General features: G+C 32.2%; 20 protein-coding genes. 10 read left to right on the top strand and 10 right to left on the bottom strand.

The genetic code is table 11. The features are described from left to right. Positions 1 to 398: 398 nt before the first annotated feature. The 6 genes from Arg41_RS05395 (at position 399) to Arg41_RS07940 (ending at position 11,064) form a co-directional block, all read left to right on the top strand. The gene (locus Arg41_RS05395; RefSeq protein WP_092490555.1) at positions 399 to 1,529 is read left to right on the top strand and encodes a hypothetical protein; all 1,131 of its coding nucleotides are present in this window, start codon (positions 399 to 401) and stop codon (positions 1,527 to 1,529) included. Between the two features lie 1,277 nt (positions 1,530 to 2,806). After that, on the top strand, positions 2,807 to 3,889 hold the full coding sequence (locus Arg41_RS05390; RefSeq protein WP_092343757.1) for a hypothetical protein: 1,083 nt from the start codon (positions 2,807 to 2,809) through the stop codon (positions 3,887 to 3,889). Positions 3,890 to 4,484: 595 nt separating this feature from the next. After that, positions 4,485 to 5,567: a hypothetical protein gene (locus Arg41_RS05385; protein ID WP_092490554.1), complete on the top strand. Its 1,083-nt coding sequence runs from the start codon at positions 4,485 to 4,487 to the stop codon at positions 5,565 to 5,567. A 541-nt stretch (positions 5,568 to 6,108) separates the two neighbouring features. Further along, positions 6,109 to 6,681, top strand: coding sequence for a hypothetical protein (locus tag Arg41_RS05380; protein WP_092343759.1), 573 nt, complete (start codon positions 6,109 to 6,111; stop codon positions 6,679 to 6,681). A gap of 1,201 nt (positions 6,682 to 7,882) precedes the next feature. After that, a complete protein-coding gene (locus tag Arg41_RS08355) occupies positions 7,883 to 9,349 on the top strand; it encodes a hypothetical protein (protein WP_242641409.1) in 1,467 nt (488 codons plus the stop codon). Positions 9,350 to 10,050: 701 nt separating this feature from the next. Beyond that, the gene (locus tag Arg41_RS07940; protein ID WP_157722288.1) at positions 10,051 to 11,064 is read left to right on the top strand and encodes a hypothetical protein; all 1,014 of its coding nucleotides are present in this window, start codon (positions 10,051 to 10,053) and stop codon (positions 11,062 to 11,064) included. A gap of 280 nt (positions 11,065 to 11,344) precedes the next feature. Here the strand turns inward: Arg41_RS07940 and Arg41_RS08440 are convergent, their stop codons facing one another. Next, positions 11,345 to 11,479, bottom strand: a complete 135-nt coding sequence (locus tag Arg41_RS08440; RefSeq protein ID WP_278183672.1) for a hypothetical protein — start codon at positions 11,477 to 11,479, stop codon at positions 11,345 to 11,347. A gap of 837 nt (positions 11,480 to 12,316) precedes the next feature. On the opposite strand from Arg41_RS08440, the gene Arg41_RS08350 reads away from it, so the two are divergent. Beyond that, entirely contained in the window at positions 12,317 to 13,408 is a 1,092-nt protein-coding gene (locus Arg41_RS08350) for a hypothetical protein (RefSeq protein WP_176695838.1), read from the top strand. 157 nt (positions 13,409 to 13,565) lie between these two features. Here the strand turns inward: Arg41_RS08350 and Arg41_RS05360 are convergent, their stop codons facing one another. From Arg41_RS05360 to Arg41_RS05345, 3 genes are all read right to left on the bottom strand, one after another. After that, positions 13,566 to 14,621, bottom strand: coding sequence for a DNA-binding protein (locus Arg41_RS05360; RefSeq protein WP_092343841.1), 1,056 nt, complete (start codon positions 14,619 to 14,621; stop codon positions 13,566 to 13,568). 113 nt (positions 14,622 to 14,734) lie between these two features. Beyond that, positions 14,735 to 15,829, bottom strand: a complete 1,095-nt coding sequence (locus Arg41_RS07935) for a hypothetical protein (protein ID WP_157722287.1) — start codon at positions 15,827 to 15,829, stop codon at positions 14,735 to 14,737. A 359-nt stretch (positions 15,830 to 16,188) separates the two neighbouring features. Next, positions 16,189 to 16,623 carry a DUF2237 family protein gene (locus Arg41_RS05345; protein WP_092343844.1) on the bottom strand — a complete coding sequence of 145 codons (435 nt, stop codon included), beginning with the start codon at positions 16,621 to 16,623 and terminating at the stop codon, positions 16,189 to 16,191. A 145-nt stretch (positions 16,624 to 16,768) separates the two neighbouring features. On the opposite strand from Arg41_RS05345, the gene thiL reads away from it, so the two are divergent. Continuing rightward, positions 16,769 to 17,749 (top strand): thiamine-phosphate kinase, encoded by a 981-nt coding sequence (thiL, locus tag Arg41_RS05340; RefSeq protein ID WP_092343845.1) that lies wholly within the window; start codon positions 16,769 to 16,771, stop codon positions 17,747 to 17,749. Here the strand turns inward: thiL and Arg41_RS05335 are convergent. Then, on the bottom strand, positions 17,728 to 18,600 hold the full coding sequence (locus Arg41_RS05335) for an MBL fold metallo-hydrolase (RefSeq protein ID WP_092343846.1): 873 nt from the start codon (positions 18,598 to 18,600) through the stop codon (positions 17,728 to 17,730). The two genes, thiL and Arg41_RS05335, sit on opposite strands and share 22 nt — an antisense overlap. Positions 18,601 to 18,739: 139 nt before the next feature. Here Arg41_RS05335 and Arg41_RS05330 point away from each other — a divergent pair, with 139 nt between their 5' ends. After that, positions 18,740 to 19,180 carry a type II secretion system protein gene (locus Arg41_RS05330; RefSeq protein WP_092343847.1) on the top strand — a complete coding sequence of 147 codons (441 nt, stop codon included), beginning with the start codon at positions 18,740 to 18,742 and terminating at the stop codon, positions 19,178 to 19,180. Positions 19,181 to 19,204: 24 nt separating this feature from the next. Then, positions 19,205 to 19,993, top strand: a complete 789-nt coding sequence (locus tag Arg41_RS05325; protein WP_092343848.1) for a 3-hydroxybutyrate dehydrogenase — start codon at positions 19,205 to 19,207, stop codon at positions 19,991 to 19,993. 765 nt (positions 19,994 to 20,758) lie between these two features. Here Arg41_RS05325 and Arg41_RS05315 read toward each other — a convergent pair. From Arg41_RS05315 to Arg41_RS05295, 5 genes are read right to left on the bottom strand one after another with little or no spacing between them, the layout of a single operon-like run. Then, positions 20,759 to 21,553 (bottom strand): peptidylprolyl isomerase, encoded by a 795-nt coding sequence (locus Arg41_RS05315; RefSeq protein ID WP_092343850.1) that lies wholly within the window; start codon positions 21,551 to 21,553, stop codon positions 20,759 to 20,761. A gap of 20 nt (positions 21,554 to 21,573) precedes the next feature. Next, the gene (locus tag Arg41_RS05310) at positions 21,574 to 21,864 is read right to left on the bottom strand and encodes a BolA/IbaG family iron-sulfur metabolism protein (protein WP_092343851.1); all 291 of its coding nucleotides are present in this window, start codon (positions 21,862 to 21,864) and stop codon (positions 21,574 to 21,576) included. After that, positions 21,851 to 22,405: an inner membrane-spanning protein YciB gene (locus Arg41_RS05305; RefSeq protein WP_092343852.1), complete on the bottom strand. Its 555-nt coding sequence runs from the start codon at positions 22,403 to 22,405 to the stop codon at positions 21,851 to 21,853. The genes Arg41_RS05310 and Arg41_RS05305 overlap by 14 nt, the downstream gene beginning before the upstream one ends. 1 nt (position 22,406) lies before the next feature. Further along, on the bottom strand, positions 22,407 to 23,708 hold the full coding sequence (locus tag Arg41_RS05300) for an adenylosuccinate synthase (RefSeq protein WP_092343853.1): 1,302 nt from the start codon (positions 23,706 to 23,708) through the stop codon (positions 22,407 to 22,409). A 50-nt stretch (positions 23,709 to 23,758) separates the two neighbouring features. Beyond that, positions 23,759 to 23,953, bottom strand: a complete 195-nt coding sequence (locus Arg41_RS05295) for a DUF2065 domain-containing protein (RefSeq protein WP_092343854.1) — start codon at positions 23,951 to 23,953, stop codon at positions 23,759 to 23,761.

Genomic DNA, 23,953 nt, shown 5'->3' with positions numbered 1-23,953 from the left:
CCATATTCTCATTTTATATTTCAAATAGATCATAGATAAAAAATACCTTCTATAAAGAACAACGTTTTTCCGGTCATAAGTAAAAACATTTTATTGAAATAAATTTTATTGCATTTTTAGTATACATATGGGAATACAGTTTTTAATACGATTTTGGTATTTATTGTTATTTTCTATAAAAGTTATTGTTTTTTTCTATTTAATCTCCCAGAGCAATTTGTGAATTATCAACTAAAAATTAAAAATTAAATAACAAATAATTGGCGTAACTATTTCTTTTCGATATATAATCAATAATTATTTATTATATATCAACGATTTATATCATTAGGCAGCTCTGCATAAATAAATTAATACTCAGAAGTATATTTGTCGGTTATCAAATATTAGGTATAAAAATGACTGATCGCTTGCTTTCTGTTTCTGTATGTATTCCTGAATCACCCCCATCTGAAGAGGATGGATTAGCTTCAGCCAATTATTATGCAACAAATAAACTTTCAGTATTGTCACAACAATCCACGAATAAACCTAATTCAACAGCTATTACCACTTGTATCTATAGTCATACATCTGGAACCTACAGGACCAAGAAAAGGAATTGCCAAACCGAACTATCGTCCGACTCTGAAGATGATAATACACCCAGATCTAAAAAAAGAATATGTAAATATGAAGGCTCGTACCAACCTAAAGATTATAATACCTATAGTTATAACATTAATCCTGGGAGGAAAAAAAGAACTTATGAAGTCAAATCATCGTCAGACTCTGAAGATAATTCAAATCTTTCTTCTGGCTCCAGTAGGAAAGATAAAAAAAGATCCCGTTGCGGGTGGAATGAAATTTTGTCTGATGCATTTAATAGCCTCTCTATAGAATATGACAAAAATGGATTTACTGTGGATGGACTTCATAGAAGCGGCTTCTACTTTGATGAAGGTGGATATGATAAAAATGGATTTAATATTAAAGGATTACATAGAAACGGGTCAATATATGATGATTATGGATATGATAAAAATGGATTTGATAAAGATGGATTTAATGTAGATGGATACGATGTAAGTGATCATGATAGAAAAGGATTTGATAAGAGGGGATTCTGTAGAAACGGATCAATATATAATAAATATGGATATGATAAATATGGGCACGACAGAAAAAACAATAATATTAAACATGCGCACGATAAATCTGGATATGACAAAAATGGATTCAGTATAGATGGAATCCATATAAACGGCTCTATATATGATGGAAAAGGATTTGATAAAGGCGGATTTGATAAAAAAGGATTACATAAAAATGGTTCTCTATATGATGAATATGGATTTAATAAATATGGACTTGATGAAAATGGACTTGGTTTTGATTATAGATACAAATATAATAAAGATGGGTATGATAAACATGGATTCAATAGAATGAAAGTCCATATTAACGGGTCTAAATACGATGATGAAGGATTTGATGCGGATAGAATTAATAAACAAGGATATAACAAACATGGATTTTTAGCCAGATAAAAAGGCATTGCTTCAGATAGTTTAAAAACTGCAAGTGAGTTACTTATCTTATAAGTATTAAGGGAGAAACATTCTAGTATTTTTAGTAAGAAACTTTTTTAATGTTTTGTAATAAAATAACTACAACTAGTATTAGTTTAGTAACTTCACGAGCGGACAAAATAAGTATCTTTATGAATAATTATCGACAATATGCTTTTTTCCAATTGGTTTGAACTAGATCCTTAAAAATACTTACTAGGTAGCTTCTCACGCTATCAACATTTATTTCTTATGAATGATGAATGAAATTTTCCGATAAAATTATCCCCTTATCTAATAATTATTTTATTTGCTTAAGAAAACATTCTAAATTTACGCTTACCTCAACCAACTATAATATTTTTTATGAATCATTCCTTATAATTATTAATAGCAGATACTATTAAACATGAAGATTTATAAAAAATTTAAAATCAGATTACTGAAATAATAACTCAATACAAGATATGTCTAAAGAAAAAGTACAATTTCAGCACCAAATTCAAAAAAAATTTGTAATTAGACAGAAATAGATCCATTAATACATGCAAGTAACAGACGCAATGATAAGCAACTATTGTTTTACAAAACAACCAATGTGTATCTATATATTGAGTATCATGCAAATTATTTTGCAGTCAAATTAAGGTTAGTTATGCTAGCAATGATTAGTATACAAAAATATCTGCAATTTAATAAAAATATTGTCAATGTAATTAGTTATATTTTCTAGTTTAACATTGATTAATAATAATCTATAAATGTCATTAAACTTATCATGTTTGATGACAAACTTACAACTGACTACAATTGGAAGGGAAAGATTACCTATAAAAATAGTTATTTATATAACCTCACGTAAAAAATAGCTTTATTTAAATAATTACTTATGCATATGCAAAAACTATTCAAAGTTATAAAATTTACTTGCTATTTACTAATATTTTTAGTGGATATATTAATAGAGTTTTTAATAATTACTATTTTGGTGTTATTGGCATTTAGGTTGTTATTTTTAGAATGCACGACATGAGATCAATTAGTGTATCTATTGGTAATAATATCATCTTATTCTTATCTATATTCAGGTTAATAATCAAATAACAAATAATTGGTATAACTATTTTTTTTTCAATGTAACAATAAGTAAATATTATTAATTGATTATTTAACAGTTCTATCTACGATAGTACAAGTGTATTTTATTTAATTAATACTAAAAAGTGTATCTTTGTCGGTTATAAATTGGGTAGATAATGGTCGATCGATTGCTTTCTGTTTCTGCATGTGATACTGAATCTGAAAACAATATAATTGCTTCAGATGAATCTTCTATAACAAATGGATTCACGGTGTTATCGCAACAATCCGAAAACAAACTTAATTTTCCGAAATTTAACTCTGACAGATACAGTCACAATTATGGAACATATAGGAGTAAAAAAAGAAATCACAGACCTGAATTATCATCCGATTCTGAGGATGATTGTACTTCCAGACCTAAAAAAAGATCTTATACCGGTAAATGTTCTCCTGCTGGGGTTTATTCTTCTGCTTCTAACGTCAGTAGTATGTCTAAAAAAAGAACTTATGAAGATGAATGTTCATCAGAGCTTGCATATGATTCCGATGTCCCTTCTAGTTCCAGCAAGAAAGCTAAAAAAGTAGTATCAGGAGGTGATGATCCTTTGTCTAATGCCATTAGTAACCTATTTATAGAGTATGATAAACATGGTTATGATATAGAAGGATATGATAGAAGTGGACATGACAGAAACGGATTTGATAAACGGGGATTCTGTAGAAACGGATCAATATATAATAAATATGGATATGATAAATATGGTAATGACAAACATGGAAACAATGTCAGAGATAAATACGATGAATCTGGATATGATAAAAATGGATTCAGTATAGATGGATTTCATAGTAGTGGCTTCTACTTTGATGAAAATGGATTTGATGTAGACGAATTTGATAGAAATGGATTACATAAAAATGGATCTATATATGATGATAATGGATATGATAAACGTGGATTTGATGTAGATGGATTTAATATAAATGGATTTAATATAAATGGATTATATAGAGATGGATCAAGATATGACAATGATGGATACGATGACACTGGATATAAATATGATGAATTTGGCTGCGGTGAATATAGGTATACATATGATGCAGAAGGGTATAATAAATATGGATTTAATAGAATTAAAGTACATATGAATGGATCTAGATACGATAATGAAGGATTTGATGCGGAAGGACTTGATAAAAATGGTCATGATAAGAATGGATTTTTAGTCAAGTGTATGGAAGATCTTGATTAAAGAAGTTGAATTGACGTCCATGATAAATACTAACGTCTGAATAACACATTATAACAAGAAAGTGAGTTGTATTATATTTGTGTGTGACCCTTACTTTATGAATAATAATAGGCAGTATGATTTACATTTTTCTACGTATCTTTGTATGTAGATAATTTTTGAAGTTATGCTTAATCATTAATAGCTCTCATCAAATATAATTATTACGTTATAGTGTATCCTATCAATAATAAGAAGTTTATTTTTCAGAGGTAAAAATTTTTCTTCTTTCTTCTAATAGATTGTACAATTTTTAACAATTCCTGTTTCATAATTTATCCCCACCAGATATAAACGTTATTATTTTTTACGCTTTACCATACTAAAACAATTAGCTAGTTATTAATTAATAATATTAGCTAATTAATAATAATGGTATTTTTATCTAATTTAAAATTAAAAATCAAATAACAAATAATTGGTGTGCCTATTTTTTATTTGATGTGACAATAGAAGATAGTTATTGATTCATACCCAACAACTACTTATAACCATCCGTTTGAATTAATAATCAAAAGTGTATATTTGTAGAGCGTCAAATAAATTAGGTGTGAAAATGGATAATCTCTTGCTTTATGTTCCTAAATTAATTACCGAACCGTCCGAAGCTGATGAGGTCGTTTCAGATAATTATCCGGAAGAAAATGAATTCTCAATATTGTCACGTCAATCCACAAATAAACTTAATTTTCCACCTATTAACTCGGTAGAATCTAGTCATACATATGGGACATACAGAAGTAAAAAAAGGTATCATGAAACTGAATTATCATCCGATTCTGAGGAGGATTATACCTCCAAATCTAAAAAAAAATATTCTTGCAAAGACGAATGTTCGTTAGATTATAAGGATGATTACGATATTGGTTATACTGACGTTAACAGTAGGCCTAAAAAAAGAGTTTATGAAGTTGAATGCACGTCTGACTCTAAAATTGATCCCGATATTTGTTCTGGCTCTAGCAAAAAACCTAAAAAAATATCATCTGAGGATGATGGAATTTTATCTGATGGACTTAGTAGGCTATTCATAGAATATGATAAACATGGTTATGATATAGAGGGATACGATAGAAGTGGACACAATAAAAAAGGGTTTGATAGGAGAGGATTTCATAGAAATGGCTTACTATATGATCAATATGGGAATGACATGCATGGTAATAGAATCAAAAAGAATTATGACGATTATGGATATGATACAAATGGATTTAGTATGGACGGGATTCATATAAGCGGCTTCTACTTTGATGAAAGTGGATTTGATAAAGATGGATTTAATCTAAACGGATTACATAGAAACGGGTCAACATATGATGACAATGGGTATGATAAACGTGGATTTGATATAGATGGATTTGATATAGATGGATTTGATATACTTGGTCGTCATAAAGATGGATCGATAGAAGATGAAAACGGATATAATTGTGCTGGATATAGATATGATGACTATGATCCTGAGTATAGGTATAGATATGATAAAAAGGGATATGATAAACATGGATTTAATAGAATGAAAATCCATATGAACGGGTCTAAATACGATGATAACGGATTTGATGCTTATGGATTTAATAAAGACAATCTCAACAAAGATGGATTTAGTAAGGTTCAAGAAATGCGTTGGTTCAGGTAGTTTAAAAATTGAACATGATTTACTCAACTTTCTTAATCTTACACAAAGAAAACTATTGGAATTACTAAGGTACAGTTAATAGTAGATGCTTTCGAGCTATTACAATAATAGTAATGTTTAGAGTTTGCTAATGTAAGCATTATTAGTTAGTCTTCATCAAAAAAACACAAGCATTCATATAAATATAAGCCCCCAAAATTTAAAACACTACATACCTTAGATCCAAATCATGCAGCAAAAACAATTCTATAATCACACGATCTTCTGTACTGCTTCACCCCCCTACCCTATAAAAAATAGGACTCAACTCATAAGATAATAAAAGAATAATTTCAGCATCTTTCATGCCTCTACTTACAACTGCACCATTCTACAATATAAAAAGCAAATAACAAATAATTGGCATAGCTATTTTTTCTTAGATGCAATAATAAGAAAAAATGATTATTAAACAATAGCTTATAACTATCAGAAACTCTGCTATACATTGGAATTAATTCTCAAAAGTTCCTTTTGTCAGGAATAAAATATTAGGTGTAAAATGGACAATCGCTTGCTTTCCGTTTCTATGTGTATTCCTGAATCATCAGAATCTGAAGGTCATGGAATAGAATCAGATAATGATTATGGAACAAATAAATTAGAAGAGTTTTCTCAACAATCAACGAATAAACTTGATTTACAACTTATTAACTCTGGTGAACATAGCTATATGGATGGAACATATAGGACTAAAAGAAGAAATTACAAAACTGAATCATCATCTGATTCTGATGATGATAATTCTACCAGATCTAAAAAAAGAATTTGCAAAGGTAAGTATTCACGTGAATCTGAAAGCAATTTAGATGCTTGTAGACTTAACAGCAAGACTAAAAAGAGAACTTATGAAGACGAATATTCTTCTAATTCTGAAGATGAATACAATGTTTCTTCCTCTCCAACTAATAAAGCTAAAAAAAGAGTTTGTAGGGAAAATAAACTTTTGTTTGATAGCATGGCTAGGATCCATATAGGAGACAATGAAGATAGGAATGATATAGCTGGGTGCCATAAAAACAGACAGGATGTAAATAGACTTTATAGACGTGAATCAAAATATGATTATTTCTGAGTCTTACATGAAATCCTCTCAGCAAGTATAATCTTAAGAGTTTGAAAAAATTGATAAAATAATAAAATGAGTTATTAAAAAATATCATGATCTAGTTAATAGAAGAAATTTTATTAAAATACCTCAATAGAACTGAGGTAAATACAGATAGCAGCTTCATTAACAGACAAAATAAATTTATGTAAATAGCTATCGACAATATACTTTTCAATTAGTTTTAATTGCATCTTGACAGGTACTTATTAGATAATGACAGTTTTTCATAATCACTTTCTATCAGTGTAACTCCATCTTTTGCTTTATTAATAGCAGCGATATTATCTTTTTATTCATTACTATTCTTATGATTGAGTATTTTTCATCTATACTAACATTAAGAAGAAAACTTATTTTATTACTAGTAATATTATTTTACCAACAAAATTATCTCATTATCTACCCCTTGTCTTTCACTATTATTTAGCTATATTCTTAGATATAAACCTGCTAATTACGACGCTACACTTCTTCATAACATGACTTTCTTATATTTATTTTGTCCAGAATCATACACTCTTCTATAGTAGCGTTAAAAATTATATCTAATCACTATTTTTTCTAATTAAATATATATTCATAGTAATAAATTGTTTTGTGTGATTATTATTATTTAAATTTCCCATTTAGACTTTGCAAATACTTGTGTGGATTTATAAATTATTTTTTACACAGACACCAAACTCATAAAGTTCATATTCATCAAAAAAATATGAACATTCATATAAAGATAACACCTCCAAAAATTTAAAACACCACGTACTTTAGATCCAAATTATTAGGCATTTAACTATCTGAAAACGATTCCACAATTAACAGATCTTCCCGTGCTATTTCAAAAAATTCCCACACACAAAAAATCACTCAAATAATCAGACAATAAACACCAAATTTTTCTAGCTCTTTATCTATAATCATTTCTATTATCAGATTCTACAAAAACTATTATTTCTTACCATTCATTCCAATAGAGTAATTTGTTAATTTATAACAATGGCATTCAACTAAAATTAAAAAGTAAATAACAACTAATTGACATAATTATTTTTTTCCCGATGTAACAATGAGCAGTATCTGATTATCGTACAATAAGTTCTTAATGCAACCAACTCTGCGTTGTAATGTATAATAGGAAGTGTGTATTTGTCTGTTATTAGGTATAAAGATGACTGATCGCTTGATTTCCGTCTCTGGATGTATCCATCCCCACCATGGATATGAAGTCAATATAGCTGTCTCAGCCAGTTGTTATGGAGCAACTAGCTTCGCAGAGTTGTCTCAACAACCAGCGAATGAACTTAAGTTCCCACCTATTGATTATGTGTCATCTATTAATTCATGTGTAACACATAGTACTAAAAAAAGGAATTACAAATCTGAATCATCTTCTGAATCTGAAGGTGACTATACGGCCAAACCTAGAAAAAGATCTCGTAAAAGTGAATGTTTGTATAAATATGATATTTATTCTTCCTCCTCTGGCGTTGATAGTAGGACTAAAAAAAGGAATTACAACAATGAATCATCATCCGATTCTGATGATGATTACACGTCCAAGTATAAAAAAAGAACCTGTAAAGCCGGATGCTCGTATAAATATGAATATAATAATTCTGGTATTCATTATTCTGATTCTAACGTTAGTAGTATAGATAAAAAAACAACTTATGAAGATAAATGTACGTATGATTGTTACGATTCTGATATCGATCTCAATTTTTACCATAAGTATAGAGAGAGAGCGCCAAAAAAATCACCTGGGGAAGAAGAACCTTTGTATGATGCCATTGATAATCTCCTTATAGATAAAGGATACAATAAGAATGGATATGATGATGATGGCTACGATAAAAATGGATATGATATAAGTGGATTTGATAGAAAAGGATTATATATAAATGGATCATCATATGATAAATCTGGGAACGATGTATTTGGACATGATAAATATGGAAATAATATTAAAGATAAGTACGATGAATCTGGATATGACAAAAATGGATTTAATCTGAGTGGAATTCATAGAAGCGGATTATACTTTGATAAAAGCGGATTTAATAAAGATGGCTTTAATGAAAATGGATTACATAGAAATGGATCTATATTTGATGACTACGGATATGATAAAAATGGATTTGATATAGATGGATTTAATGTAGATGGCTACGATAAAACTGGACATGATAGAAAAGGATTTGATAGCAGAGGATTCTGTAGAAACGGGCTCATATATAGTAAGTATGGATTTGATAAATATGGCAATGATATAGATGGAAATAATATAAAAAATAAGTACGATGAATCTGGATATGACAAAAATGGATTTGCTATAAATGGGTTACATAGAAGTGGCTCTCCACATGATGAAAGTGGATTTGATAAAGATGGATTTAATAGAGAAGGATTACATAGAAACGGATCCATGTATAATGACTATGGATTTAGTAAACTTGGATATGACAAAAATGGATTTGGTTTTGAGTATAGGTATAAATATGACAAGAACGGTTACGATAAATATGGATTTAATCTAGCTAAAGTCCATATTAATGGATCTAAATACGATGATAAAGGATTTGATGCAGACGGAATCGATAAAAATGGATATAACATGATTCTTAGTCAGATCTAAGAAATGCTCTGATTCAAGTTTAAATGTTGGCTAATTGGCTTCCGAAGATTACGTGACAACCATTGCAGGTAAGGAACTAGAACAATTCTAGTATACAAAATAATGGTATAAATTTGGTAGACATTACCCCTATCTAGATTTATTTTTAAAGTAGTATTTACACTAACATACAGCTTGTTAATGAGCATCATGAAGTAAAAATTTTTTCTCAATGAAATAAATTATATGGCTAAATATTAACCAGCAACTTTCACATTTACTGATAAAATAAGTTCATCAAAAAAGCATACGACAATTCGTAAAAATATAACATACCCCTCCAGACAAAACACTGCATACAAATACTAATACGGGGCGTAACAAAAATTAAAATCACATTATTGGAACAATAACTCATGATAAATTACAGTTTTAACAATTACTATTTCGGTTTTCATTGCTATTTTCTATAAATTACCATTTATCCTACTAGAATAATTACAATCGAAATTAATGAATTATTTGTTGATAATAGTGGCATTTTTAACCAAAATTAAAAGCAAATAACAAATAATTGGCATAATTATTTGTTATTCGATGTAAGAATGGACTATTATTGACTTATTAATATTAAGCAATAACTTATAATGATAATTAACTCCTTGTCAGAATTGATACTCAGAAGTGCATATTTGTCGGATGTCAAATATTAGGAAATAAAAATGACTGATCGATTGCCTTCGGTTTCTGTGTGTATGCCTGAGCCATCTGAATCCGAAGAGGATAAAGTGGCTTCAGAAATTAGTCCCATAGCAGCATTATCTCAACAATCCACGGATCAACTTGATTTTTCACCTATTGATAGTGTGGAATCTAGTAATAAATATGGAACATATAGGACCAAAAAAAGGAATTACAAAGATGAATCGTCATCAGAATCTGAGGATGATTACAAGTCCAAATCTAAAAAAAGATCTTGCATAGGTGAAGCTTGTTCTTCTGCTCCTAAAGTCAATAGTAGGACCAAAAAAAGAATTTATGAAGGTGGATCATCTTCTGATTCAGAAGATTATTACAACGCTTCTTCTTCTACTAATAAAGATAAAAAAAGATCTTGTAGGGAAAATCTTCTTTTATCTAAAATCATTAGTGATCTTTCTATAGAATGCGATAAAGATGGATACGATAAAAGTGGACATAATAAAAACGGATTTGATAGAAGAGGATTTTGTAAAGATGGATCAATATATAATAGGTACGGTTATGATGTCCATGGAAATGATAAATATGGCAATAACGTTAAAAACAAGTACGATGAAGACGGATATGATAAAAATGGATTTAATATAGATGGAATTCATAGAAGAGGCATCTACTTTGATGAAAGTGGATTTGATAGAGATGGATTTAATGTAAAAGGATTACATAGAAATGGATCAATATATGATGGCAATGGATTTGATAAAAGTGGATTTGATAAAGATGGACTTAATATAAATGGATTTGATAGGAATAGACTTTATAAGGATGGATCAATATATGATGATGAAGGATATAATTATGCTGGCTATAAATATGGTTATAGCTATAGGTATAGCTATAATGAACAAGGGTATGATAAATATGGATTTAATAGAATGAAAGTTCATATGAATGGAACTAAATACGACGATGAAGGATTTGATGCTCACGGAGTTGATAAAGATGGATTTAGTAATCCCAAAGTAATGAAATAGTTAAATTATTTATCTTAATAGAGTATATAAAATAATGGAATAAATTATAATTAATGATGTCGTGAAGTGATCTAAATTTAATAGAAAAAACTTTTTTAATATCTTTCAATAAAATGAAGTCAGGTGTTATTAGTACAGTACATTGACTAGGAGACATACTTTTACAAACTTGCTAAATCGAGTATTTTTTATCCATATTAACATTAGGAAAATTTATTTGATTGCCAAGAACATTATTTCCTGACAAAATCAGCTCCTTATCTAACTATGATTAGTTATTTTACTTAAAAAATAATCCCAAACTATCTATCAACTCAAACAAAACTCTAAGATTTTTTTCTGCCTCATTACTTAGATGCAATACCACATTCATAATATCTGAAATAATAACTACTAAACTGCTACTTAATAACATTATTTTATCCTACGTCTTTTTTATGACTCAAAATTTTTTGACAACAGTGTTAAAAATTAACCTTTATACCTAATTATTATTTTTGATCATCAAAAATAGTCCTATAGTCATCAATTATTTTACGTGATTCCTTCAATTTTTCAATTTATTCCACCCATCCAGGCAATAAATTATATAGCAAACATTCATTAGTAACTTTCATAATATTAAAGATTAATAAAATTAATCAATTTTATTTTGCACTCATCATAGAATTAAAATTTTTTATAATATCCTGATATTTGATATAAAAAATCATATAAAACCTATTACTACAGCTAAAACACTGCATACAAAAATTTTAATTTTATATTCAGATAGTTGGCTATCTGAATACTCTGTGCTGCTTCACAACATTGCAATATAAAAAATATCACTCAAGTCATTATATAAAATAAACACCAAATTTCACTGACGCCTCAAAGACATACTATTCAAAACTAATATAGGGAGAACAAAAACTAAACTTATGTTACACTAACAATGACTTACAATAAATTGTAGTTTTATCAATTCTGATCTTTTATTGCCATTTTCTATTAATCTTCAAGCTACTATAACAATAGCAGTTAGTGAATTATTTTTTATAAAAATGGTATTTTTATCTAACTCCAAATTAAAAAGCAAATAGCAAATAATTGGCATGACTATTTTTTTTTAGATGTAATAATAAGCCGCAGTTGATTATTAATTACTATTAAACAATACCTTACAATACTTTATAAAAATTAGATGCTCTACATTGGAATCAATAGTCGAAAGTTCATGTTCGTCAGATGTAAAATATTAGGTGTTAAAATGGATAATAGCTTGCCTTCTTTTCCTAAATGTATTCCAGAATCACCTGAATCTAAAAACAATATGACTGTCACGGATGATCACTGTATAACAAATGAATTAGGAGTATTATCGCAACAAGCTACAAATCAACTTAAATTTACACCTATTAACTCTGGGGAATGTAGTAATACATTTTTCACATATAGGACTAAAAAAAGGAATTACGACGATGAATCATCGTCCGATTCTGATGATGATTCGACCGCTAAATCTAAAAAAAGAACTTGTAAAAGTGAATGTTCCTACAACTCTAAAGATAATCTAGATGTTTATCTAGGAGATTTTAACCCTAAGAGTAAAGCTCAAAAAAGAACGTATGAAGGTGAATGTTCCCACAGCTATGAAGAAAATTCCAATATTTTTTCTACTCCCAGTAAAAAGACTAAAAAAATATCTTGTGAAGAAAGTGAACCTTTGCCTAATAGTATTGATATTATCTCTATAGAAAAGATCTCCTTAACACCCACAGAATATGATGAGGAGGGATACGATAAAAGTGGACATGATGTAAATGGATTCGATAAGAGAGGATTCTATCGAAATGGATTCCTATACAATAAATATGGATATGATAAACATGGTAACGATAGACATGGAAATAATATCAGAAATAAATATGATACGTCCGGATATGACAAAAATGGATTTAATATAAATGGGTTTCATAAAAGCGGATCCTACTTTGATGAAAATGGGTTTGATAAAGATGGATTTAATAGAAGTGGGTTACATAGAAATGGCAGCTTATATGATGAAAATGGATATAACAGTCGTGGATTTAACAAAAATGGATTTGATATAAATGGGTTTGATAGCAATAGACTTTATATTGATGGATCAAGATATGATAAAGAAGGATATAGTCATGCCGGATATAAATATGGTAGATACGGCCCTGAATATAGGCATAGATATGATAAGAATGGGTATGATAAGCATGGATTTAATAGAATGAAAGTACATATGAATGGATCTAAATATGATGATGAAGGATTTGATGCGAATGGGCTTGATAAAAATGGAACTATTAGGGGCAGAAAATCGCCTTAGTTAATGTAGTTAAAAAACATCATATAACATATCACATGGACAATACTTAATTCATTCGGCTTACATCCTCTGGACCTAATGTTATTTTTTAATATCTTGTAAAAACACAGCTAGTAAGGTCAGTATTCGAAAATATTAATTTTGCAAGCACCTAAAATCAATCCTTATGAATGATTATCGACAATATGCTTTCCAGCTGATTTAGTCTACCTTGCAAGTAATGGTACTCATTAGATAATTTCTCATGCTCTATTTCTATAGAAGCAACTTTATCTTTTGCTTTATTAATGGTGCCAACATTATCTTTTAATTCGTTACTATGTTTATCAACACAACACATTAATTCAACAACCTCTTTTTCTAAATTTCTTATTATTGAGTCTTTTTCGTCTATCTTAATATTAAGAAAATTTATTTGATTATTAAGGATATTATTTTCTGACAAAATTCTCTCCTTACCTAACAATAATTCGTTATTTTCTTTAAGAACGCATTCTAAGCTATTCCTTATTTCAATTAACTCCAAGACCTTTTTTTCTACGTCATTCTTCAGCTCTAAGGATCTGTTCTTAAAGATAGCAGCTTCATTGCGAAGCTGCTCCTTCATAGCATGACTTTCTTCTATATCTCTTTGTCTATACTCGGACATTTTTTGACAATAGTGTTCAAAATTATCCCTAATCATTCTATTTTCTTGTGTTTTCTCATCAAATCTAATTCTATAGTCATCAATTATTTTATGTGATTCATCTAATTTTGTTTTAATTTGTAAAATAATTTTTTCGTTATCGTAGAGTTTGTCAATAAGCATTTTATTTTCAGAAGTAAAAATTTTTTCCTTTTCTCTCAATGCAGACAATTCCGCAGCTAAATCATCATTAGCAACTTTCATAGCATCCAAAGAAGAACAAATCTCATCTATTTTTATTTTGCATTCATCACTATATTGGGATATTTTAGCATCTGCGGATGCTTGTATAGACTCGTAAATTTTTTTGACAGAAACACTAAGCTCATCTGGCAATGAAATACACGAGCTATTAAGTCGAGAATTATTATTTTTTTTCCACTTATTAACTAATGCCGAAATAGTGGTTTTGCTACCAGTGCCCAGCATTTCCCGTACCCGATCAATGGTAGGGCACATACCTGCTTCCTGAATTATTTCAATAGCACGATGTACCTCATCGTAGGTTACGCCATAACGAGCCATTTTTGCCTCAAAAAATGATAAAAATCACGAGTAATAATATCATTTTATGCAAAAATTACCACGTAGTCATTATCACCGAAAATCCTCAAGTCGGGAAAAACACGCCACAAAAACTATTGATCACCAATGAAGTGACCCAACAACATAAGAATAACCATTATTATAGCCAATATCCCTAATAATAAAAGCTCTTTTGAAAACAGCAATTCTAAAAGTAAACTTTCATTACAATTACTAGAAGCAGCAATGCCATTGTAACTTCGAACAACATGAGGTCTAGTTACTTTAACAGGAGGTTGAGCTACATGATTAGAGGCTTGAGCCTGATTAGAGGATTGAGCTACTTGAACAACCGTATGATCTGTCGGATCACAATGACCATGAGTTAAATCATTACCTCCACAATTTTGCATACCACTATCACCTAACAAAAAACGTACCGCATCAACATTGCCACCCGGCCTCCTATTGACAGTAAAAACATGATCTCGATGTTCACGTAAGCATGTATAATCACTATCTAATAAAAAATGTACCGCATTACTATAACCACTCATACTGCTACTAATACTACTCAATGTATCCGCCCTGCTATTGGCACCACAGCAAGGCAACAAACTAAAAAATCTAGAACAAATCCCTGAACCATAATCATGAGAGTGATTAATAGGTTGGTTTGTAACATTTCCTCCGTCTACTGCTTCTGGAAATACAGAAGTAGGACATTCGTCAAATAAGTCCGGAAATCTGGTATAAGACATGGCATTGCTGTGGTCAAAAATTTCAGCCGAGCAATCACCTGGAAAAATAAAATCTTCATCGTCAGCTTCATCTCCAGAGAAACAAGAGGATCCCGAGAGATAAGAAGAAAGACAAAGGGAAGGAGAAGAATTGATAGGAAAACGATCAAAAGAACTAATAGAAGCAGAAACATCAGAAGCATCAGAAGCATCAGAAGAAGAAGAAGAAGGAGGAGGAGGAAGAGGATTACGACATCTAAGACAATCGCAACCATCACATCCGAAATTATACATAAAAACACTAGGAAGGGTAGGAGTAGGCTGGACATCGGCATGACCATTACCTAGATATCCACCAGGACTACCAAAATCATGAACATTCCTACGACCAGGAATATTTATAGGAGCTGAAACAGCAGTAGTACTTAAACACTCTTGACCATGCCCATAGCCTTCTCTAATTTCCATGTACAACACTCCACAACATAGGGGAAATATGGGGGTAAGAAGAAAAAAATCCATACGCTATAAGAACTTATTATTATTATTATGTATTATTATTATTATCCGAATAACGACGATTTTTTTTCTTCCTCACCATTTAAATTAATCTTTTAATCTTTATTAATGCTTTTAAAAACAAGAAGTTCTAAAAACAGCATGAAGGATTTTGTATCAAAAAAACCTGGCTATCAATTAGGATAACTATCGAGCACGCAATTACTAATTATTAGTAATGACCATTACGGAAACTCACCTCCGCACTTAAAATTATCGTAGAATAGATGTTATTAATAATGAGAGCATCGGATTAGTTTTATCTAGGACTAGGAAGATTTTGTACTACTTTCAGCGACTGATTCGTCTTTAGGTTTATTATTTTTATCAGCAAACTTATCATTCCATATAGCATAACGCTTACTGGATAATTCACTAAAAGATAAAGATTGGAGTACACGCTCACTTGTAGCTCCCAAATTAACTAGGGGAGCAACTTCAGCATCAAATGCTCTCTTCCAAAGCGAGGCTGGAATGCAGCACCAATCACCAATATTTAATCCTTCAAAATCTGGAACGAATAAATCTTTTTCCAAAGAACTGGCAAAAGATAAAAAATCATCACTAATCATGGCACACACAAATGATAAATCACCGCTAAGACGATCGTAAGATCTACAGAAACAATTTTTGTGGCATCCATCTACAGGGCAAAAACAACAAGATTCCAAAGGACCGCCAAGGACATTTCTCTCTCTCACCATAATCTCCCCCTTAAAAGCATAATACACAATGGCAGTAGTTTCATACTATCATTGCTTAATATTTAAACCTATCTCGAAAGTAGGATAGTATAATACCGAGCTAACGATATCTTAATCTGACCGCACATTACGACAATAAAATACCATGACTACTGAGGAAGAAATAATAGATATTTTTAGAGGAAAATTTCCTTTATTCAACGGAATAGGAGACGACTCCGCAGTTATTCCATACCAAAATAATAGGCACTACATCACAACCCAAGACTCCCTGGTGGAAAATATCCACTTTAGAACAAGTTATTATGCTCCTATAGATCTTGCACACAAAGCCATTGCTGTAAATATAAGCGATATATCTGCTATGGGAGGATCACCACTTTATTTGTGGAACAGCATATCCTTCCCTAAACACAGAATATCTTATATGAACGAATGGAGCCGAGAATTTTGCGAATTTTGCCTCAGAGAAAATATATCCATTATGGGGGGCGATATCACCGAATCACCAAATGATATCTACATCAGCATTACGTTGATTGGGGTAATCGATGAAAAATACATAAAAAGAATGGCAGGAGCACAATGTGGAGATTTAATACTACTGTGTGGTAATCCTGGACACGCTCATATAGGTCTTCTATCGTACGAAAATGGGATTTCTGACAGCTCGCTAGGAATTTATAGGGAAGCTCTAAAAAACCCCAAAATAAGGACAGATGAAGGAAAATGGATAGCACAACAAAAATCTGTACACTCCATGACTGATACATCAGATGGGATACTGGTAAATTTACGCCGAATGCTTAAAAAATCACAAAAAAGTGCATGCATAGAACAATCCTGGTTTCAGCCACCGTTATCTTTTATCGAAGCTTGTAAGATGGTTGAGTGCAATCCAGAAACAACACAGTTAATAGGAGGAGAAGACTACAGCCTCATGTTCTGCACAGAAAACCGTGCAGTTGAAGAAATTTGCACAGAATTTAAAAAAAGATTCGGATATACCCTCAAAATAATCGGAATAATTGCTGAAGAAAATAATCACGACATTACAATCAAGAACCATGGAGTTGAACAACAAATATCATCACCAGAATTCAATCATTTTATGGCAACTAGATGATTATCGACAGGTATAGTTAGAAAAAATATGCTATCTCCTCGTAGCAATGGCTCAGAAAAACCTAACTTAAGGTTGAATTGGACCGCTTGAAAAATCAGCCTGGGATAACTTTTTCCAGAATCACTTTTATTACGCAAATTAACAAAATCATTCTCTAAAGTTTCTTTACGAATCATTGCATTAGATCTTAGATGCTCCTCAACTGTAGCAAAACAAGCTACGTCACGCCCTAAAGGATAATCATGACCAACAAAAACTCTACAATTCTTTGGAAGTGAAAATATCTTCTGTACCGAATGATACAGATCAGAAGCACTACCACCTATAAAATCTGCTCTAGCAGTCCCCAAGTCCGGCATCATCAAAACGTCACCTACAAAAATAGCATCATCTATCAAGTAGCTAGAGGACGCAGGGGTATGACCTGACGTGGACAAAACCTTTATTTTGTGCTTTCCAAAACTTAGTTCATCTCCATCTTTCAAAAAAATATCAAATCCTCCATCTAAAAACTTGCTGTCAACATTCCAACCAAACTTAGGAGCCCAAGAAGTAACCACTTTATATATTTGATTAGAAATCGCAACCTTCCCCCCTAACATCTTTCTTAAGAAAAAAGAACCGGTAAGATGATCGGCATGAATGTGAGTTTCCAGTATCCAATTAATAACCAACTTATTAGTAGTAATATAATCTATGACCTTCTCTAAGACTCCCGCACTAATCTGGCTACGATTATTGTCGTAAAGCAATACTGGATCTATAACAACAGCCTCGGAGGTATCGGGATCGGACAAAACATAGGTAAAAGAATTTGTTACTTCATCAAAAAAAGTTTCAACAGAAAACATAAGTTCCCCACATAGGACTCGGCAGATAGCTTTAGCAACCTATAATTAAAAAAACCCTACAAAATATCGTCAATATAGATAAAATAACCTCATAAGCCTTATAATAGACCCCTATAGTGTACGTATCAAGGGGGATTTGATGATCAACAATCATCAAATAGGATTCTCGGTCATTGAAATTATTACAGCAACTTTGGTATTTGCCGTAGTAATCTTTATCGCTTTACCTAATTTTATGAATTCATCCAAAAAGGCAAAATTCATTGACTCCTTACAAGAAGCACGGGCTATATCTACATCCAAAACCAAAAGTAAACTACTTTTATCATCAAAATGTAAGACAGGTACAAAATCGTTCACAACCGATGAATCAAGCTATTTCAGCCAAGTAGTTTTCGCAAAAACCGGAGACACTTGCACATCCACCCTGACGTACAGAAACGACTCTAAACTTCCAGGCGAGTTCAGAAAAAAAATACTAATTATTAGGTTAGGATTCTCATCTAAAGTAGGAATTTCATTTTCATGCAGCACATCTATTCCAGCTAAATACGCTTCCAAAACTTGCGCAAGTATATAGCACAAAAATAAGAAAGGAAATTAATTGGATAACTCGTACTTTACAGACAAAGTCGTACTAGTAACTGGATCAACATCTGGATTAGGACTGGGTATAGCAAAAAAATTTCTCATTAATGGAGCAAAAGTTGTCATTAATGGAATAAATAGTTCAGAAGAAGAACTTATGTCCAATATTGACAAATCCACTCAAAAAAATACATTTTACTTTCAGGCCGATCTTTCTAATATCGATGAAATCGAGTCCTTGTTTAGTAATATTAGGTCATCAGTGGGAAACATTGACATACTTGTTAACAACGCCGGTATTCAACACATTTCACCAATAGAAAGTTTCCCTGTAGATAAATGGAACCAAATCATAGCGGTAAACTTGACTGCTTGTTTTCACACTATAAGATTAGCACTACCTGGAATGAAATCATTAAATTACGGAAGGATAATTAACATTTGTTCTGCACATGCTCTAGTCGGATCAGTAAATAAAAGTGCATATGTTGCTGCCAAACATGGGCTTCTGGGATTAACAAAAGCAGTGGCCCTTGAAACCGCAAAGACTGGAGTTACATGCAATGCCGTTTCCCCTGGGTGGGTACTAACTGACTTGGTAAAAAAACAGGTAGATCTTATAGCTAAAAATGAAGGTATAGACACGAACAGTGCCGAACAAAAGCTGCTTTTGGAGAAACAACCATCTGGGAAGTTCGTATCTATAGAACAAGTAAGCGAAATGTGCCTCTTCATAGCCAGCCATGAAGCACAAGAAATAAGGGGATCATCATTCAGCATAGATGGGGGATGGACAGCATCGTAAAAAGCCAAAGCATTTGTTTTCTAAGAAACAAATCATACACCTCTTACTCATTGGTAAATATCTGATCAAGATTACTGTGCTAGCTTCATACCTATGAAACACTAGCACTGTCCTACAGCAAAATAAGGTTATCCTATCATCAAAATTCAATAAACAAAAAAATTATTCATAATAGACAAATAAAGATATTTATAATATTTCAATTGTTAAATTGGAAGCTCCACCCCTAAGGCAAGACTAGCTCTCAGTCCATAATTTTACGCACCAAATCATGATACAAATCATTGACAAACATTAGATATATAAATACTTAATAAATATGTACATCCACCACTATTACAAGTAAACATAATCTCAAACCAACACGTTGTTCACGATTACGTGCAGTAAAATACATACCAGCAGTAGATAAAAACTTTTTGTTACCAACTAGATAAACTTAACACAATCAATAATATTTGCAATAAACACAAATTATATGATCGAAATCACGGAATCAGCACTGCTTGCCAAAACAGCAACAAGGAGCGCACTAATACCATTACATTCACACTGGCTCGCTTTGGTAAATAAAAACATAGAAATCAATCCATTAACATAAAAGCAGCATCGAAAAAATACTCTTAAAAACACAAACAAAGCAAGACAAACAGTAACAGCCACAGCAAACCACTAAACAATATGGTAATTGGTGGAAAATAAAACTATCGCAAACAAAAAAGGGGCACCAAAAAGGCACCCCACAAGATATAACAAACAACTCAATTATTCATCAACTTTAGCTGACTTACGCAGAGATTCAACATACTTTTGGAGTTCTTCCTGAATAAACATTTGCTCAAGTTGAGATTTAACCGCATCAAATTCTGGAACTTTAGCATCGCGAGAAGAGTCACGCCTAATGATATGCCAACCAAACTGGGTTTTAACAGGAACAGAAGTCATACCATCCTTAAGAGATTCAGCTGAATCAGCAAATGGCTTAACATAAACTGCGGGGGAAGACCAACCCAAATCACCACCCTTAGGTTTGGAGACTGTGTCCTTACTATAGCGTTTGGCTAAATCCTCGAACTTAGCACCCTTAGCCAATTTAGCGGAAACCATCTTAGCTTCTTTTTCTGTGGAAAGCAAAATATGATGCAAGTGAATCTCCTTACCATTCATATTTGCCTTCATCTTTCCGTAAGACTCACGCAACTGAGATTCAGTTGGCTTGTGGCTGTCCATGTAATCCTTAACAAATGCACGAACAATAACATCCTGCTCGGCTAAGTTTTGGGCAATTTTGACATCAGAGCGATTTTGAAATCCATGCTTCCTTGCCTCCTGGACAATAACAGAAGCACGAATAAGCTGTTCCTTAACATGAGATCGAACTTCCTCGGCATTCTTACTATTTTTCAAGTAACCCGAAGGAGCCTGAGACATCAAAAAGTCGAGGACAGACTTAGAAATCGGCTCACCATTAACCACCGCAACAGCACCAGGAGGTAAGGCAGCTACCGCACCAAACACCATACTGCCTAAAACAGCAGCAACCAGAAATTTGTTCTTCATTCGAAAATCCTTCTTTTGACTCAAACAGAAACGGATACTGTCTTAATAATGACAGAGTGTATCTCACTCGGGATCATATCATCAAGTAGACTGTATACCAAACGATGAGACTGGAGAGAAGTCAGGCCATTAAAGGCAGAAGATTCAATAGAAATAACAAGATGCACAGCATCGGAATCACGATAATCATTGTGGCGGGAGTGCAACCGTTTCTTCACTGACAAGGAAGAAGGAGAAAAAAACACCTGCAAACGATTTTCAACCTTATGCACCACCTCGGACAGTTTACTGCCACTTTCATCTTGCGTCATCACTTTTTTCCTTTGTTATCCTGCTTTTCCAAAGGTAAGTAACTTGAATTATGGAAAACAATAGTAAAAATGCAGAAACAAAATAAAACTTGAAATAAAACCATACGTTCACGCTGAAAGAAAAAGCTACATATATATTAATAAGTCCTAATACAAAAAACGACGTAATCCATGCTATGCTGATTTTATTCCAAACAGTAGGATGAACCCTGAAATCAATCTTATCTTTCAATAGTAATTCCGGGACATTTTTATTCTTATAGTGAGCAACACAAAAAGCCAATGAGGCTAACCAGTATATGATAGTAGGTTTAGTTTGTATAAAACGCGCATCATGAAGTATAAGTGTCATACCACCCAATGTAACGGCCAAGAAAAACGCTACCTTGGAGTAAATATCAATTTTATATGATAGAAGCCTACAAGCTACAATATGAATTAGTTGAGAAACAACGAGAGAGGAAGTAGCCCAGTATATTCCCTTCCAAATGTACATAATCACAAATACCAACAAGGGAAATAGATTAAGCATAGAACGCATACTAACCCTTTTGTATAGAAATTATTTCTTCTCTATCTGGACCGGTGCTAATAATACTAACCGGCACACCAACACGATCTTCTATGTAATTTACGTACTTCTGTGCATTGTCAGGCAGATCAGAAAATTCTGAAACACCAATAGTAGATGATTTCCATCCAGGTAGAGTCTCATATATAGGCTCACACTTGGACAAAGACAAACTGTCTGTAAATCCAACATCATAGGTAGAACCTTGATAAGAATAACCTACACATACCTTAATTTCATCCAAATCATCCAGGACATCCATCTTTGTTATGCAGAGAGAGGAAAACCCATTTAGCTGGTTAGAACGACGCAACATAGGAATATCAAACCAACCACAACGCCTAACTCGACCTGTAGTTGAACCGAATTCACGTCCTTTTTCCAAAAAATAATCCGCAAATTTACCATCAAGCTCAGTTGGAAAAGGACCAGAACCCACCCGAGTGCAATAACTTTTAGCAACACCGAGAACATGGTGCAAAAGAAAAGGGCTAACTCCGGATCCAATAGCTGCCTGAGCAGAAACACAATTAGATGAGGTTACAAATGGATATGTTCCGTGATCAACATCAAGAAGAGCCCCTTGAGCTCCTTCAAATAAAATAGTTTTTCCATCCTGATCCTCCTTGTAAAGAGCAGTCGAAACATCGCATATCATTGGCTTTAATTGCTGTGAAGCAGCCCACAACGAGTCCAAATTTTGCTTGTAATCTATTGGAGAAACTTTCAAAAAAGAAAAGTACTGATTGTAAAAATCAACTAATTCCTTCAAAGATTTACTTAACCGATCAAGAGATAACAAGTCCTGCATACGAACACTACGTCGAGCAACCTTATCTTCGTACGCAGGCCCAATACCACGTCCTGTAGTACCTATACGATTAGGTCCTCTGGCACTCTCTCTAGCTATATCTAACTGCGCATGAAAAGGAAAAATAAGTGGACAATTCATAGAAATTTTGATGCGGGAACGAACATCAAGATTTAAATACTCAAGGGCTGCAATCTCCTCCAAAAGTGCTGATGGAGAAACAACAACACCATTTCCTATGTAACACAATACGTTCGGATTCAAAATACCAGAGGGTATAAGATGTAAAACAAATTTCTTATTATTCAAACACAACGTATGACCAGCATTATGCCCACCTTGAAAACGAACCACACTGGAAACAGACGAGGCAAGATAATCAACTATCTTACCCTTCCCCTCGTCTCCCCATTGTGCTCCTATAACAACAACATGTCGCTTACGATCGTATGGCTGACGCACAAACGGACACCTCCCAGAAAAAATTCTATTGGAACACTTCTATTGGAACACTATGTATTATGAGCGACTAGCGATAAAAAGACACCAATCAACATCATTGAAAAACCCAAAATCCTTATTTTTTGTATAGGCATTGACAAAAGTTTAGAAAAATTCTCAACCCACATCTTTGGAAAGGCAAAAGGAAACACCCCCTCAAGAACAAAAAAAATCGCCAAAGCATGAATCAAATTACTCCAAGACAT

The organism is Candidatus Ichthyocystis hellenicum (assembly GCF_001460935.1).
In the GTDB taxonomy this organism is placed as follows: domain Bacteria; phylum Pseudomonadota; class Gammaproteobacteria; order Burkholderiales; family 2013Ark19i; genus Ichthyocystis; species Ichthyocystis hellenicum.
Note: the sequence above shows the minus strand (reverse complement) of the source record. Positions and strands in the feature narration are given on the sequence as shown.